We start from the raw sequence: 13,938 nt of genomic DNA, 5'->3' as shown, positions 1-13,938 counted from the left end.
ACCTTCCACGCTCGGTGATCGCTTGGAAGGCAAGAGCAAGAACAGCATGGACGCGGCACGTGCTGCGTCCGATCGCCACCAGGGCGATCGGACGGTCCTTGCCATGCTCCGCAGGGGGTCCGACTCCTCCCTCGCCTGAAACCGAAGGTCTCCTCGACGGAGATATGCGATGAGCGGCCCGACGTCACCCCTGCCGACGCTGGAGTTGCCGGTACGTGGTCACGTCCTCGCGGCGTTGGCGTGCGGCTGGCTGTCCGCGGCGGGCCTGTGCCTGTTCTACCTGGGCGTCGGCCGCCTCATCGACCGGATAGTGGAAGGCGGTGCGATCGGCTGGCATACGCCGGTGCTGATAGGGGCCGGGATCGCCCTCGCGGTCGCGGGAGTGCTCGGCCAGGGCCGCGCGAGCGGACGGGGTGAGGCCGTCGCCGAGATCGACGTCCGCGCGCGGATCCACCGTTCCATCCTCGCCGGCGGCCCGGACGGTCAAGCCGAGGCGACCGGCGGCCCTGTCAGGGGCTCGCTCGCCTCGCTGGCCACAGACGGGGCGGCCAAGGTCGCGGCGTGGCGGGGCGGCTTCCTCGGCGAGCTCATCGCGTCGGCCACCACCCCACTGATCGTGGTGGTGGTCGTCGCGGTGGTCGTCGATGTGGCCTCGGCGTCCGCGCTGCTGGCGGTCGTGGTCGCCGTGCCGGTGGTGATCGGCGGGTTCCAGCGGATGTTCCGCGCATCCACCGCCGCGTACCAGCGGCAATCTCGGCGGCTGGCGGCGCACTTCCTGGAGTCGATCCAAGGGCTCCGGCTGCTCACCCTGCTCGGCGCGGCCGAGCGGCGGTCGCGGCTGCTGGCGGAGGAGAGCGAGCGGCAGCGGCGCGCGACCATGCGGCTGCTGGCCGGCAACCAGTTCGTCCTGCTCATCACGGATGTGGTGTTCTACGGAGCGCTGATCGGAGCCGGCACCGCAGTGGCGCTCGTACGGCACACCTCGGGCGCGATCTCCCTGGGCACCGCGCTGGCGCTCGTGCTGATCTCGTTGCTGTTGACGGAGCCCATCAGCGCCGCCGGCGGGTTCTTCTACATCGCCATGGCGGGCCGGGCGGCGGAACGCCAGGTCGTGCAGGCCCTCGCCGACTTGGGGCGGCGTCCGCCCGTTCCCCCGCCCGCGACCGGCGACGGAGGCGCCGCGGTGGAGCTGGCCGAGGTCACCGCAGGGTACGACGACGGCCCCGCCGTACTGGAAGGCGTCGATCTTCGGGTGACGCACGGCGAGATGGTGGCCCTGGTGGGCCCGTCGGGATCAGGCAAGTCCACGCTGTTGTCGGTGCTCGGCGGCGAACTCGCGCCACGTGCGGGCACGATCCGGCTCTCAGCCCCCGACGGCGGACCGGCGCGGGCCGTCCTCGTACCGCAGCGCGCGTGGCTGTTCACCGGCACCGTCGCCGGCAACCTGCTGCTCGCCGACCAGGCGGCCGGCGAGCAGCAGCTGTGGTCGGTCCTGCGGCAGGCGCACCTGGCGGCGGAGGTGGAGGCGATGCCAGGCGGGCTCGACGCACGCGTAGGCGAAGAGGGACTCACCCTCTCCGGTGGCCAGGCGCAACGGCTGGCGCTCGCCCGCGCCCTGCTCGCCGACCCCGAAATTCTGCTGCTCGACGAGCCGACCAGCCACATCGACGCCCGCTCCGAGCGGCTCATCATCGACTCCCTGCTGCTGCTGCGCGGCACCCGGACCGTCCTCGTCGCCACCCATTCGGCGGCGCTGATTGATGCCGCGGACCGCGTCGTCGAGATCACCGAGACCCGGGCGGTGGCCCGATGATCCGCCGGCTGGCCGTGTTCGCCCGGCCCTACGCGGCCCCGCTCGCGCTCTCCACGGCGCTGCGCGTCGTCCAGCTCGCCCTGGGAATCGCGGTCTTGGCGGTCGCGGTCCACGCGGTCGGGCTCGTCGACTCCGGGGAGGGCCCGCCGGACGTCACCGGCGTCCTCGGGCTGATCGCTCTGCTCGCCCTCGCCAAGGGCGCCGCCCACTACGGGGAGCAGTATCTCGGGCACTGGGTGGCCTTCTCCGTGCTGGCCCGGCTGCGGACCGTCTTCTTCGACGCCCTCGCCCTGCAGTCGCCGGGCGTGCTGTACCGGCACCGCTCCGGCGACCTCACAGCCCGGGCCACCGACGACGTCAACCGGGTCGAGGTGTTCTACGCCCACACGATCGCGCCGGCCATCGCCGCCGTCGTCGTCTCGCTCGGAGCGGCCGGCTTTCTCGCCACGGCCGCTCACCCGGCGCTCGCGGCGATCCTTCTCGCCGGGGCGGCGCTCTCCGGCCTCGCCGTACCGCGGCTCTGGCGGCGCCGGCTCCAGCGCACCGCGCGGCACCGGCAGCACATCCGCGGGCAGGTCGCCGCGCACGTCACCGACACCATCGGCGGACTGCGGGAGCTGACCCAACTGCGCGCCCTCGGCCACTGGCGGCGGCAGCTCGACATGCTGGACGCCGGCGCCGGCGCCCGTACCCGTTCGCTGGCATCCCGCACCGCGGCCCGCCGCGCCGCCAACACCGCCGTGTGCGCGATCACGGTCGTCGCCGTGGCGCTCACCGGGGCGTACCTGTGGCAGGACGGGCGGCTCGACCGCCAGGCCTGGTGGCTCGCAGTCGCGGTCGCCGTCGCCATCACGCCCACGCTCACGGCCGTGGAGGCGTTTGCCAGCGAGTTCGGCACCACCCTCGCCGCCGCGCAGCGGCTCTTCGCCGTCATCGACGCCGTCCCGCGCCGCCCCACCCCGGCGCCGGCGGCCCGCACCGACCGGCACGCAGCGGGAGCGGAGGTACAGCTGCGCGGGATCCGGTTCGCGTATCCGGGGCCGGCCGGTGCGACCGTACCGGTCCTCGACCACATCGACCTCGACCTCCCCGCCGGGTCGACGACGGCAATCCTCGGGGTGACCGGCAGCGGCAAGTCCTCCCTGGCGTACCTGCTGGCCGGCTGCCTGTCTCCCATGGCCGGCACGATCATCCTGGACGACACCGACCTCCGCGACATCCCGGAGGACGAACTTCGGCGCCAGGTGGCGCTCGTCGATCAGCGGCCGTTCCTCTTCTCAGGCACCATCGCCGACAACCTCCGGCTCGCCCATCCCGACGCCGACGAGGCCGAACTGTGGCGCGTCATCGACGCCGTGGACCTGGGTGACACCGTCCGGGCACTGCCCGACCGGTTGCACACAAACCTCACCGAGCGCGGCGCCAACCTGTCCGGCGGCCAGTCACAGCGGCTCTCGCTCGCCCAAGCGCTGCTGCGGCGGCCCGCTCTGCTCATCTGCGACGAGGTCACCAGCCACCTGGACGCTGCCACGGAGGCGCGCCTGCTCGCCGGACTCCGCCGAGAACTGGCCGCAGGCACCATCGTGTGGATCACCCACCGCCCGGCGACCGTCCGCCTCGCCGACCGGGTCGTGGTGCTCGAAGGCGGCCGCGTCACCGAAACCCGGTGAGGCGACGGCAGCGCCAGGAAGAACGAGCACTGCGGAGGCCGTAAGTGGATGTGAAGTATGCGCAGGGCCGCAACCCCTGGGATCACTACGTCCAAGGACGATGCCGCGACAACCGCCACAACCTCGAATGAGACGGTAGACCCCGGCCGGGCGTGCATCGTGCGGCCCCGCAGAGCAGAGGTTGCGATTCCTCCATGGTGATGAGCGTCGACCCGCTGTGCGAAGCCTGGTGGGACCTGATCGCCTTGGCCGAGCCACCCCACATCACTGATTCCCGCATGTGCTTCCAGACCCTGCTGTTCAACGCAATCGGGACGACAGGGAGACGAAGCACGTGCGACGCCCGTACAGGACGCTGACCCGCGCCGGTCCGGCGCGGCGCTGGTGGTCCGGCCGGACGGCCTGCCGCTGATCGCCTACCGGGACCGCGTCGACCGGGCGGTCAAGCTGCTCGACTGCCGCACCCGCGACTGTTCGCGAGCCGACACGATCACGGTGTCCGACTCCGGCCCCGGCGGGAGACCGGCGATGGTGCTGGACCGGCACGGGCGGGCACTGGATCTGATGATGACCAGGCTTCTCACCGTGCGGTAGACGGTGAAACGCTTGGGCGTATGGCAGAGGGTGAGAGGCGGTCGCGGCCCGGTGGGCGGACGGCTCGGGTGAGTGAGCAGGTGCTCGCCGCGACGGTGGAGCTGATCGCGCGGCATGGTGTCGCCGCCGTCACCTACGACGCGGTGGCGAAGCTGGCGGGGACGAGCCGGGCGACCGTCTATCGCAAGTGGCCTGAGCGTGACGGTCTGTTGAGGGACGCGCTGATGCGGTTCGCCGAGGAGTCCGTGGCCGTGCCCGAGAGCGGTGACCTGCGTGCGGACATCGTGGAGTTTCTCTGCGCGATCAGTGACACGCTGATCACGCCGACCGGGCGGGCGATCATCAACGCGTCGATCGTGTCGGATGCGGACGATCCCATCCGGCAGCTGGGGCGGGAGGTGCTGGAGGCTCGGCTCGGGGTGTTGCAGCAGCGGATCGACGCCGCCGTGAGGTCGGGTGAGCTGCCGCCGGTGGATGCGCCGTTCTTGAACACGATGCTGGCCGCTCCGGTGTACCTGCTGGTCATGCGGGATCGGCGCCCGATTACGCGGGAGCTCGCCCGACGCATCACCGAGACGGTGCTGGACGGGTTGACCAGCCCCACCCTTAATGAGACGGTTATGTCTCATTAAGCGACGCGCCCACCGGTGCGCCGTCCTCCGACGGACGGGAGACCCTTCATGCCGAGCGACCAGTGGGCCGGACAGGTGCCGCCCGCGCCCTTCGAGGAGTACTCCGAGAAATACGCCGACTTCTTCAGGATGCGCCGCGCGAACGGCATCATCGAGCTGCGGCTGCACACCGACGACGGCCCCTACGTCCACAACTGGGCCGCGCACAACGCGTGGAACCGCGTCTGGCAGGACGTCGGGAACGATCCCGGCAACCAGGTCCTCATCATCACCGGTACGGGCGACACCTGGTTCCAGGGCGACCCCGAGAGAACGTGGGGGAAGCCGATCGCCGAGGAGGAGCCCGACTACATCTTCCAGCAGACCTACGACGGCTGGAAACTCGTCGAGAGCTTCGTCGGCAACCTCGACATCCCGACGATCGCGGCGGTCAACGGGCCCGGCATCCACACCGAGTTCGCCCTGATGTGCGACGTCACGCTGGCCGTGGAGAGCGCCGACTTCATGGACCCGCACTTCCTCGCGGGCAGCCCTCCCGGCGACGGCCAGGCCCTCGCGCTGCAGGCGCTCATGGGGCCCAAGCGCGCCGCCTACTACATCTACGGGGGCAAGTCGATCCCCGCGAAGACCGCGCTCGAACTCGGCATCATCAGCGACGTCCTCCCCCGCGAGCAGCTTCTCGACCGTGCCTGGGAGCTGGCCGAGTTCATCATGAAGCGGCCTCGGTTCACCCGCTGGGCGACCCACAACATCCTGTCCCGGCCGTGGAAGAAGCTCGTGGCCGAGGACTTCGGCTTCCACATGTCGCAGCAGGTGCTGGGGGCCGTCGCGTCCCAGGAGCTGATCCCCATCCGGAGCCTGATCGAGGACGCCGCCGGCCGCAGGATCTGGTGACGTCAGGAGCAGGCGATGGCGATCTTGCCGATGGCGCCCTTGCCGAAAGCGGCGAACGCCTCGTGGACCTGCTCCAGCGGGTAGACGGTGGTGACCGGGACCCGCAGCTTTCCGCGGGCGGCCAGTTCGGCGAGCGTGGTGAGGGTTTCGGCGCTGGGGTCGGCCAGGACCGGGTGGATGGTGGTGCCCTCGACGGCGTCGGCGGGGAGGCCGAGGGTGGAGGCGAGCCGCCCGTCCCCGCCCAGCAGGCCCGCGAGCCGGGTCACGTCGCCTGCCAGGTGCAGCACCGCGTCCACTCCGTCGGGGGCTATCTTGCGTACTCCGGCTTCCAGATCGCCCGCGTAGTCGACGACCTGGACAGGAGCGAGCCCGGTGACGAAGTCGGCCTCCGCGCCGGGGCGTGCGGTGGCGATCACCCGGGCGCCTCGGGCGGCGGCCAGTTGCACGGCGTACGCGCCCACGCCGCCGGTGGCTCCGGCGACCAGGACGGTGTCGCCCTCGCCGACCCCGGCGGCGTCCAGGCTGTTGAGGGCGGCGGTGCCGGCCAGCCCGAGCGCTCCGGCGTCCTTGACCGACAGGCCCTCGGGGATGCGGGCGAGGCCGTAGCCGGCGGGCACGGCGGCGTACTGCGCCAGCGTCCCTGCCTGCAGGACCGGCGTCATGACCACGCCGAACACCTGGTCGCCGGCGGCGAACCCGGTCACCCCCTCGCCCACCTCGGCGACCGTCCCGGCGAAGTCCTTGCCGAGGACGAGGGGGAAGCGGTGCTCCATCGTCTCCCGTACATAACCCGCGGCGACCGCCACGTCGAACCCGTTGACCGACGCCGAGGCCACCCGCACCAGCACCTCCCCGGCGGCGGGGCGAGGGGCGTCGATCTCGGTGACGGCGGGGGTCGCGGGGACGGAATCCAGTGCTACGGCACGCATGAGCAGACCTTTCGAAGTAAGTGGAACGACCTTCCCGCTTTACTCTGCCATAAATGGGCCGGGCGTTCCACATCGGTAGAGTGGAGGCATGGCCCCACCACCCGAACCCGGACTGCGTGCCGACGCCGAACGCAACCGCGAACGCATCCTGGCCGCCGCCCGGCGCCTGTTCGCCAGCGACGGGCTGGACGTCTCCATGGCCTGCGTCGCCCGCGAGGCCGGCGTCGGCAAGGCCACCCTGTCGCGCCGCTTCCCCAGCCGGGAGGACCTGATCAACGCGGTGTTCGCCGACCGGATGGACGCCTACGTCGCCGCCGTCGCCCAGGCCCTCGCCGACCCCGACCCCTGGCACGGCTTCATCCGCTTCGTCCACGACGTCTGCGCCATGCAGGCCGCCGACCGCGGCTTCGCCGAGGTGCTGGCCATGACCTTCCCCGCCGCCAAGGCCCTGGAAGCCCGCCGCGCCGAGGCCTACCACGGGCTGCTCGAACTCATCCGCCGCGCCAAGGCCACCGGCCGCCTGCGCGACGACTTCACCCACCAGGACCTGGTCATCCTGCTCATGGCCAACGCGGGCGTCGTCGCGGCCACCCACACGGCCGCCCCGGACACCTGGCACCGTCTGGTCGGCCACCTGCTGCGCGGCTTCGCCACCCCCGGCACCGACCTGCCCGCGCTGGCGGACGCCCCCAGCACGACAGCCCTCTACCGCGCCATGCTCCGCGCCGCCAAGCCGGCTGACGGACGAGAATGACCCCATTCCAGCGAGGGCACCTGAGCCCGCCCGAACAGCAGGAACTCCTCCGCCGGATCGGCACGACGATCTTCGGAGCGGTCCCGGACGACTGGAAGCGGGTCACCTACGCCATCCAGTCCGTCATCGACCACTCCAGCGCGGAGGTCGTCGTCGAGTGGGCGGACGGGACGAGCCGCAGGGAGCCCATCCCGTCCGAAGTGTTCTCCCTTACGGACGAGCTCCGGGCGGGGATGTACCAGGAGGGCAAGGGCACCTGGTTCACCATGCGGTACGTGATCGACCGGCCCGGCAGGTTCAACGTCGACTTCACGTACGACGAGGACCCGGGCATCACTTTTCCCACCGCGCAGGGCTTCACGACGGACCTGCGGTACTTCCCGCGCGACGAGGCGCACATCCCCGGCCGGCTCCGGGAGAGGCTGCGGGAGGAGGCCGAGGGCCTGACCTGGTGATCGGCTCATCGGAAGGCGGGGATGACTTCGTAGCGCGCCGGATCACAATGACGGCTATGGATCTGCGTGAGAGCTCACACTGGTGACGACTTCACCACTATGTGCCAGAGCGACTTGATCGTCTTGCGGTGCCGCCGGACGATGGCGGCGACATGGTTCAGCGTCTGGAACGACAAATCGACGGCAGCACGGTAAAACAGCATCTGGAGCCCCTGGTTGCGACGGCTCAATGTCGGCGCATAAGCACTAATGGGGGAATTTTCGAAGATGCTGTGCGGCAGATCACCGCTGAGCGAGCCGCCGCCCCCTGAGGAACAAGATGGTGCCGACCGGCGTGAACACCAGGCCCAGTCCGCCGGTGATCAGCGGGGCGAGGAACGCCGACCAGAACGAGGCGATCCGTGCGTCAGAGGGGTTGTCCGGGTCGTAGGCGACAGGTACGGCTTCGCCCTTCGTATAGGCCGGCGGGTTGCTGCCGGTGGAGCTATGGAACGAGTACTGCCTGCCGTCGACCGTGAACTCCACGGTCGGGAACCACGTGGTGCTGCGGCGGGTGTAGCCGTCTTGAGTCCGCGTCGTGCTGGTGCGCGCGGTCAGCTCGACCACGGTCCCGTCCGTTCGCTGGGCCGAGGCCAGGAAACTCGCCGTAGAGACGGCCAGCGCGATGGTGACCCCGAGCAGGACCAGACCGATCAGGCCGAAGATTCCGCCGACGAGGGTGAAGAGCCGTCCGTTGTGCATGGGAGGAGTTTGCCAATACCGGTGCAGATGTTGCAGGGCTTCCAGGAAGCGGGTGAGAGTCGTCAGATCTGCGCTGGGAGCGCGCCGTACGGACGTCCGAGGAGGCCGGGCACTTCTGTCTGCTTTCCGGCCTGCCCAAGCCGAGCGACCCTGCTCGACTGCATGCCGATCCTCTCGAAGATGCTGAACGGCAAGACCGAGTACGACCGCCTCCTATCGCAGGAGCTGCGCGCCGGCTCAGCCTGTCACGAGGCCGAGCTGAACTTCACCACCCGGCAGACGACCGGGGACTACGAGATCAGGCTCCGCGAGGAGGAGAGCCGCCTGAAAGCCGAACGCGGCCGGATCGACCGGACCCAGCGCGTGGACGAGGCGTCCAGGGATGACGAGATCGACCGGCTCGCCCGTACGTTCATGACCGCGATGCCCGAGCGGCGCTGACGTCAGGGGCCGGTTCTCGGGGTGGTGGCCAGGAGGGCGTGGGTGGCCGGGTGACGGGGGGTGGCGAAGACGTCGGCGGTGGGGCCGGTTTCGGCGGTGCGGCCGCTTTCGAGGACGGTGACGGTGTCGGTCCGGTCGGCGATCAGGGGGAGGTCGTGGCTGATGAGGACGAGTGCCAGGCCGTGCTGCTTACGCAGGCGGGTGAGGAGGTTCATGATCGACTCTCCGGTGGTGGCGTCCAGCGCGGAGGTGATCTCGTCGCAGATGAGGACGTCCGGGTCGGCGGCGAGGGCCCGCGCGATGGCGACCCGCTGGCGCTGGCCGCCGGAGAGTTCGTGCGGGTAGCGGTCGGCGAACGCGGGTGGGAGGCCCACCTGTTCGAGCAGGCCGGAGACCCGGTCGCGGAGGTCGCCGGGTGGGCGGCGGCGGTGCAGGCGCATGGGTCTGCCGATGGTGGCGCCGATCGTGCGGCTGGGGTTCAGGGCGCCGAGCGGGTTCTGGGTGACGAGTTGGATTCTGCGGCGCTGTTCCCGGGTGCGGCCGGTCAGGTGGGTGCTGAGTACGGTCCCGGCCAGGCTGATCGTGCCGGAGGTGGCGGGGTGCAGGCCGACGACGGCTCTGACCAGCGTCGTCTTGCCGGAGCCGGAGGCGCCGACGATGCCTGCCGCCGACCCGGGGGCGACGTGGAAGCCGACGCCGTCGAGGGCGGGGGTGTTCCGGTTGAAGGAGACGCGGAGGTCCCGTACGTCGAGGAGCGGGGTGCCGGGGGTGGCACAGGTCCGCGCGGCGGTTTCCTCGAGGAGCGGAGTGCCGGGGCCGGTCCGCGTGGCGGCTTTCTCTAGGAGCGGGGTTCGCGTGGCGGTTTGCTCTCTCGTACGGGCGAGCAGGCGGTCTAGTTCGACTGTTTCGTCCGCGTACTGGCTGACCACCTCGGGGTCGTGGCAGGAGAAGGCGACGGCGAGGCGGTGGTCGTGTGCGAGGCGGCGCAGCAGTGCGGCGATCTCGTCGCGGAGTTCGGGGTGGAGTCCGGCGGTGGGCTCGTCCAGGAGGAGGATTCGCGGGCGGCGGGCCAGGGCCCTGGCTAGGGCGACTCGGCGCTGCTGCCCGCCGGAGAGCGCGCCGGGGCGGCGCAGGGAGAGGCGGCCCTCGTCCGGGAGGCGAACCTCGGCGAGGAGGGCGGCGACCGCGCCGGGCGTGCGGTCGGCGGCGAGTTCGCGGATGAGGGTGCGGACGCGCATCCGTGGGTTGAGCGCGGAGCCGGGGTCCTGGGCGACGTAGGCGAGCAGCGTGGCGCGCAGGGTGCGCAGTTCCCGGTCGGGGAGGGTGAACACGTCGTGGCCGAGGACGTTCACCTGGCCTGCGGTGCGGGTGGTGCCGGGTGGGAGGAAACCCGCGATGGCTCGCAGCAGCGTGGTCTTCCCGGCGCCGGACGGGCCTGTCAGGGCGACGAGGTGGCCGGGGCGCAGGGTGAGGGAGGCGTCCCGGATCAGGAGCCGGCCGCCGGGGGCGGCGACGGTGAGGCCGGTGACGCGGACGGTGTCGGTATCGGGGGTCATCTGACGCTCACCGCCCGGCGGACGGCCGCTGGGGCAGGGGTCATCTGACGGTCACCGCGTGGCGGACGGCCTGTGTGGCGGGAGGTCATCGGAGGGTCACCGCCTGGCGGCCTGACTGTGGGGCGAGGGCGGCGCTGGCGAGGTTGACGCTGAGAGCGAGCATGCCGATCACCAGGCTGGGGGCGACCACGGCCCAGGGGTTGAGGAGGATGCCGGGCGAGTTCTCGCGGATCATCAGCGCCCAGTCGGCGGCCGGGGGTTGCGGTCCGACCTGGAGGAATGCCGCCGTCGAGACCACGTACACCGCCTCCACGAATCGGAGCCCGAACAGTGCGAGCAGCGTGGCCCGCAGGTTGGGCAGGACCTCCCGTACCACCAGGACCCGGAGCCGTTCACCGCCCGCCGCGGCTGCCTCGACGTAGCCGGAGGCGGCGACCAGGGAGGCGGCGCTGGAGACGAGGCGGACCGCGTACGGCAGGCTGAGGACGATCGCGGCGAGGACGACCGCCAGCCTGCCGCCGCCCGGCCAGGACAGTCCGACGAGCAGGATGCCGAGGACGGCGGGCAGCAGGATGACCACGTCGGCGGCGCGTTCCACGACCCGGCCGACCGCCGGGCGCAGTGCCCCGACCGCGCCGATGAGGGCCGCCGTGGCGGTGACGACTGCCGCGATCAGCAGGGCGGACAGGACGAGCTCCCGGCCGCCCGCCAGCAGCCGGCTGAGCACGTCCCGGCCCAGCTGGTCCCCGCCGAGCGGGGCTCCGGCGCCGGGCTCGGCGAACGGCGCGGTGACCGGTGCGTCCACGGCGTGGGGGGCCAGCCAGGGGCCGGCGATGGCAAGGCAGACGAGCAGGCAGGCCGGGAGGGCGCGGAGGAGCGGGCCGGCGCGGTGACAGACGACCCGGCGATCCCTTGCGGACGACATCACCGGCCGCCTTTCGTGGTCCTCGACTGCCAACGGCCGCTTTCTCGTCATCGGACGCCTCCCGTCACCAGGCCCCGCACCAGGTCCGCCGCCAGCAGCGCGCAGGTGATGACGGCACCCGCGAGTGCGGTCACCCCGGCCACCACCGGGGTGTCGCGGTCGACGACGGCGGAGGCCAGGACGGCTCCGACGCCGGGGTAGTTGAAGATGGTCTCGACGACGACGGCGCCGCCCAGCAGGACCCCGGAGGAGGTGGCGAGGCCGGTCGCGATCGTGGGCAGGGCGCCCGGCAGGACGTGGTGGGTGAGGACGCGGCGGGGCGGGAGGCCGTCGAGGACGGCGGTTTCGACGTGCGGGGCGCGGGCCTCGTCGGCGAGGGCGGCCCGGACGACGGTGGTGTTCCAGCCGGTCTGCGGGATGGTGAGGGCGAGGGCGGGCAGGATCAGCATGGTCCAGGAGGCGGGGGCGCCGCCCGCGTCGGTGAGGGTGACGGCGGGCAGCCAGCCGGTCCAGAGGGACAGTACGAGGACGAGCGCGACGGCGACGACGAACTCGGGGATCGCGAAGGCGGCCGTCGAGGCTCCGGACACGACCCGGTCGAGCCGGCCGTCCGGGCGCAGCGCGGCCCAGCAGCCCAGGGTGAGTGACAGGACGGTGGTGAGCAGCAGGGCGAGGCCGCCGAGCAGCAGGGTGTTGGGGAACGCGGCGGAGACGAGGTCGGTGACCTGCTCGCCGCGCGCCGAGGTGCCGAGGTCGCCGAGGGGCAGGCCGGAGATCCAGTCCCAGAAGCGTTCCGGGAGCGGTCTGTCGAGGCCGAGCAGTTCGCGCCGGCGGGCCAGGTCGGCGGCGGTCTCGCCGCGTTCGGCGATGCTGTGCGCGGCGTCGCCGGGCAGGATCTCGACGCCGAGGAAGACCACGGCGAGCAGCACGCAGAGCAGCGCCGACCGTTTGAGCAGGACGAGTCCGGCCCGGGCGAGCAGGGCCACCGGCCGCGCGGTCAAGTCGCCAGCCACGCCTTCTCTAGCTGGACCCGGCCGTAGCCGGGCAGGGTGGGCAGTCCTTGGACGGCGGAGCGGGCGAGGTCGATGCCGTCGGCCATGCCCCACAGCAGGTAGCCGGATCGTTCGTACTCGATCTTCTGCAGCTCGCGGAGCAGTTCGGCGCGCCCGGCCGGGTCGGCGGTGCCGATGGCTTTCTGGTAGGCGGCGTCGAACTCGGGGTCCTTCCAGCCGGTCTCGTTCTGGCCGCTGCCGGAGACCATGGTCTTGCTGGCGAAGAAGACCACGGAGTCGTTGGTGCCCCAGTAGGTCGTGTAGAGGTCGCCGTGGAGCCAGGTCTTGTCCCAGAAGGTCGCCGATTCCTGCTTGACGACCTTGATGTCGACGCCGGCCTCGCGGGCCTGGGTGGCGAAGAGGGTGGCGGATTCGGCGAGGCCGGAGATGTCCTCGGTGGTGAGGAGTTCGTACGTCTTGGACGTGTCGAAGCCGGCCTCCTGGAGCAGCCGCCGGGCCTTGTCCAGGTCGCGGGTGCGTTGCGGGAGGGAGCGGTCGTAGGCGGGGTCGCCGGTGCCGAGGACGTCGTTGGCGACGCTGCCGTACCCGGACAGGACCTGCCGGACCATCGCCTCGCGGTCGACGGCCAGGCGGAGCGCCTCGCGGACCCGGGGGTCGGCGAAGGGGCCGTCGGCGGTGCGCATGACGATCGGCATGGCCATGTCGTTGGGGCGGCGGACGGTCTGGATGTCGGCGCGGCCCGCGGCGGTGCGGGCGGCGACGGCGCCGACGTTGGAGGCGAGGTCGAGCTGGCCGGCGAGCAGGGCGTTGGCGAGCGCCTGAGGGCTTTCGAAGATCTTGACTTCGATGGCGTCGAGGTGGATCTCGCCGCCGTACCAGTCGTCGTTGCGGACCAGGCGGGCGTTGCCGTCGCGGTACCAGTCGAGTTTGAACGGGCCGGTGCCGGGGGCCTTGGCGATGTCCTGGTCGGTGGTGCCGTCGGGGACGACGAAGGTGGTGAGCCGGGTGAGCAGCGGCAGTTCGGCGTTGGCGTAGTCGGAGACGAGGACGACCGTGCGGTCGCCGTCGGCGGTGATGTTGCGGGCTTCGATGCCGGGCAGGCGGGAGGCGCCCGCGGGGGTTTCGCGGAGGCGGCGGAGTGAGAAGACGGCGTCCTGGGCGGTGACGGGTGAGCCGTCGTGGAAGGTCGCGCCTTCGGCGAGTTCGAAGCGCCAGGTCTTCAGGTCGTCGGAGTGGGTCCAGCTCGCGGCGAGTCTGGGCGCGGTGTTGGGCTTGAGCGCGGGGATGGTGAGGGTGTCGTAGAGGAGGCTGAGGATCAGGTAGTCGCTCTCGTTGGACTGGGTGCCGTGCGGGTCGCGGGTGATCGCGCCGGTCCGGCCGAGTGCGCCGACGCGTAAGGTGCCGCCGCCGGTGGTGGTGCTGGGCTGGACGCCGGGGCTGCCTCCTCCGCAGGCGGTGAGCAGCGCGGCGACGCCCAGCACGCCTCCGGCCTGGAGTATTCGACGCCTTGTCAGGTCCACG

14 protein-coding genes and 1 pseudogene are annotated in these 13,938 nt (G+C 71.7%); 8 read left to right on the top strand and 7 right to left on the bottom strand.

Annotated elements, in window-relative coordinates; all coding sequences use genetic code 11:
* The first annotated feature begins 169 nt into the window (after positions 1-169).
* The 5 genes from AB0J42_RS28115 to AB0J42_RS28095 all read left to right on the top strand — a co-directional run bounded on the left by AB0J42_RS28115 (position 170) and on the right by AB0J42_RS28095 (position 5,603).
* Positions 170-1,813, top strand: a complete 1,644-nt coding sequence (locus AB0J42_RS28115; protein ID WP_364299554.1) for an ABC transporter ATP-binding protein — start codon at positions 170-172, stop codon at positions 1,811-1,813.
* On the top strand, positions 1,810-3,483 hold the full coding sequence (locus AB0J42_RS28110) for an ABC transporter ATP-binding protein (protein WP_364299552.1): 1,674 nt from the start codon (positions 1,810-1,812) through the stop codon (positions 3,481-3,483). The genes AB0J42_RS28115 and AB0J42_RS28110 overlap by 4 nt, the downstream gene beginning before the upstream one ends.
* A gap of 384 nt (positions 3,484-3,867) precedes the next feature.
* A complete protein-coding gene (locus AB0J42_RS28105) occupies positions 3,868-4,077 on the top strand; it encodes a hypothetical protein (RefSeq protein ID WP_364299550.1) in 210 nt (69 codons plus the stop codon).
* A gap of 68 nt (positions 4,078-4,145) precedes the next feature.
* Positions 4,146-4,709: a TetR/AcrR family transcriptional regulator gene (locus AB0J42_RS28100; protein ID WP_364299548.1), complete on the top strand. Its 564-nt coding sequence runs from the start codon at positions 4,146-4,148 to the stop codon at positions 4,707-4,709.
* Between the two features lie 48 nt (positions 4,710-4,757).
* Positions 4,758-5,603 (top strand): enoyl-CoA hydratase/isomerase family protein, encoded by an 846-nt coding sequence (locus tag AB0J42_RS28095; protein ID WP_364299546.1) that lies wholly within the window; start codon positions 4,758-4,760, stop codon positions 5,601-5,603.
* Positions 5,604-5,605: 2 nt separating this feature from the next.
* Here the strand turns inward: AB0J42_RS28095 and AB0J42_RS28090 are convergent, their stop codons facing one another.
* Positions 5,606-6,532, bottom strand: coding sequence for an NADP-dependent oxidoreductase (locus tag AB0J42_RS28090; protein ID WP_364299544.1), 927 nt, complete (start codon positions 6,530-6,532; stop codon positions 5,606-5,608).
* Positions 6,533-6,620: 88 nt separating this feature from the next.
* Here AB0J42_RS28090 and AB0J42_RS28085 point away from each other — a divergent pair, with 88 nt between their 5' ends.
* Together AB0J42_RS28085 and AB0J42_RS28080 are read left to right on the top strand one after the other, a co-directional pair.
* Positions 6,621-7,286, top strand: coding sequence for a helix-turn-helix domain-containing protein (locus AB0J42_RS28085; protein WP_364299542.1), 666 nt, complete (start codon positions 6,621-6,623; stop codon positions 7,284-7,286).
* Positions 7,283-7,741 (top strand): hypothetical protein, encoded by a 459-nt coding sequence (locus tag AB0J42_RS28080; RefSeq protein ID WP_364299540.1) that lies wholly within the window; start codon positions 7,283-7,285, stop codon positions 7,739-7,741. Before AB0J42_RS28085 ends, AB0J42_RS28080 begins: the two co-directional genes overlap by 4 nt.
* Positions 7,742-7,845: 104 nt before the next feature.
* Here AB0J42_RS28080 and AB0J42_RS28075 read toward each other — a convergent pair.
* Positions 7,846-7,944: pseudogene (locus AB0J42_RS28075) on the bottom strand (IS5/IS1182 family transposase); the annotation flags it as partial.
* A gap of 79 nt (positions 7,945-8,023) precedes the next feature.
* A complete protein-coding gene (locus AB0J42_RS28070) occupies positions 8,024-8,482 on the bottom strand; it encodes a DUF3592 domain-containing protein (protein ID WP_364299538.1) in 459 nt (152 codons plus the stop codon).
* 162 nt (positions 8,483-8,644) lie between these two features.
* Here AB0J42_RS28070 and AB0J42_RS28065 point away from each other — a divergent pair, with 162 nt between their 5' ends.
* The gene (locus AB0J42_RS28065; protein ID WP_364299536.1) at positions 8,645-8,923 is read left to right on the top strand and encodes a hypothetical protein; all 279 of its coding nucleotides are present in this window, start codon (positions 8,645-8,647) and stop codon (positions 8,921-8,923) included.
* A 2-nt stretch (positions 8,924-8,925) separates the two neighbouring features.
* Here AB0J42_RS28065 and AB0J42_RS28060 read toward each other — a convergent pair whose 3' ends face one another.
* The 4 genes from AB0J42_RS28060 to AB0J42_RS28045 all read right to left on the bottom strand — a co-directional run bounded on the left by AB0J42_RS28060 (position 8,926) and on the right by AB0J42_RS28045 (position 13,937).
* Entirely contained in the window at positions 8,926-10,479 is a 1,554-nt protein-coding gene (locus tag AB0J42_RS28060; RefSeq protein ID WP_364299535.1) for an ABC transporter ATP-binding protein, read from the bottom strand.
* 85 nt (positions 10,480-10,564) lie between these two features.
* The gene (locus tag AB0J42_RS28055) at positions 10,565-11,404 is read right to left on the bottom strand and encodes an ABC transporter permease subunit (protein ID WP_364299533.1); all 840 of its coding nucleotides are present in this window, start codon (positions 11,402-11,404) and stop codon (positions 10,565-10,567) included.
* 47 nt (positions 11,405-11,451) lie between these two features.
* The gene (locus AB0J42_RS28050; RefSeq protein WP_364299531.1) at positions 11,452-12,417 is read right to left on the bottom strand and encodes an ABC transporter permease; all 966 of its coding nucleotides are present in this window, start codon (positions 12,415-12,417) and stop codon (positions 11,452-11,454) included.
* Positions 12,402-13,937, bottom strand: coding sequence for an ABC transporter substrate-binding protein (locus AB0J42_RS28045; RefSeq protein WP_364299529.1), 1,536 nt, complete (start codon positions 13,935-13,937; stop codon positions 12,402-12,404). Before AB0J42_RS28045 ends, AB0J42_RS28050 begins: the two co-directional genes overlap by 16 nt.
* Position 13,938: the final 1 nt, after the last annotated feature.

The sequence above is a fragment of the Nonomuraea sp. NPDC049649 genome, from assembly GCF_040675175.1.
GTDB lineage: Bacteria > Actinomycetota > Actinomycetes > Streptosporangiales > Streptosporangiaceae > Nonomuraea.
Note: the sequence above shows the minus strand (reverse complement) of the source record. Positions and strands in the feature narration are given on the sequence as shown.

Coding starts and splice junctions, on each gene's coding strand:
- AB0J42_RS28065 (WP_364299536.1), top strand. CDS start 8,645: ATGCCGATCCTCTCGAAGATGCTGAACGGCAAGACCGAGTACGACCGC.
- AB0J42_RS28080 (WP_364299540.1), top strand. CDS start 7,283: ATGACCCCATTCCAGCGAGGGCACCTGAGCCCGCCCGAACAGCAGGAA.
- AB0J42_RS28090 (WP_364299544.1), bottom strand. CDS start 6,532: ATGCGTGCCGTAGCACTGGATTCCGTCCCCGCGACCCCCGCCGTCACC.
- AB0J42_RS28095 (WP_364299546.1), top strand. CDS start 4,758: ATGCCGAGCGACCAGTGGGCCGGACAGGTGCCGCCCGCGCCCTTCGAG.
- AB0J42_RS28110 (WP_364299552.1), top strand. CDS start 1,810: ATGATCCGCCGGCTGGCCGTGTTCGCCCGGCCCTACGCGGCCCCGCTC.
- AB0J42_RS28085 (WP_364299542.1), top strand. CDS start 6,621: ATGGCCCCACCACCCGAACCCGGACTGCGTGCCGACGCCGAACGCAAC.
- AB0J42_RS28060 (WP_364299535.1), bottom strand. CDS start 10,479: ATGACCCCCGATACCGACACCGTCCGCGTCACCGGCCTCACCGTCGCC.
- AB0J42_RS28070 (WP_364299538.1), bottom strand. CDS start 8,482: ATGCACAACGGACGGCTCTTCACCCTCGTCGGCGGAATCTTCGGCCTG.
- AB0J42_RS28055 (WP_364299533.1), bottom strand. CDS start 11,404: ATGTCGTCCGCAAGGGATCGCCGGGTCGTCTGTCACCGCGCCGGCCCG.
- AB0J42_RS28115 (WP_364299554.1), top strand. CDS start 170: ATGAGCGGCCCGACGTCACCCCTGCCGACGCTGGAGTTGCCGGTACGT.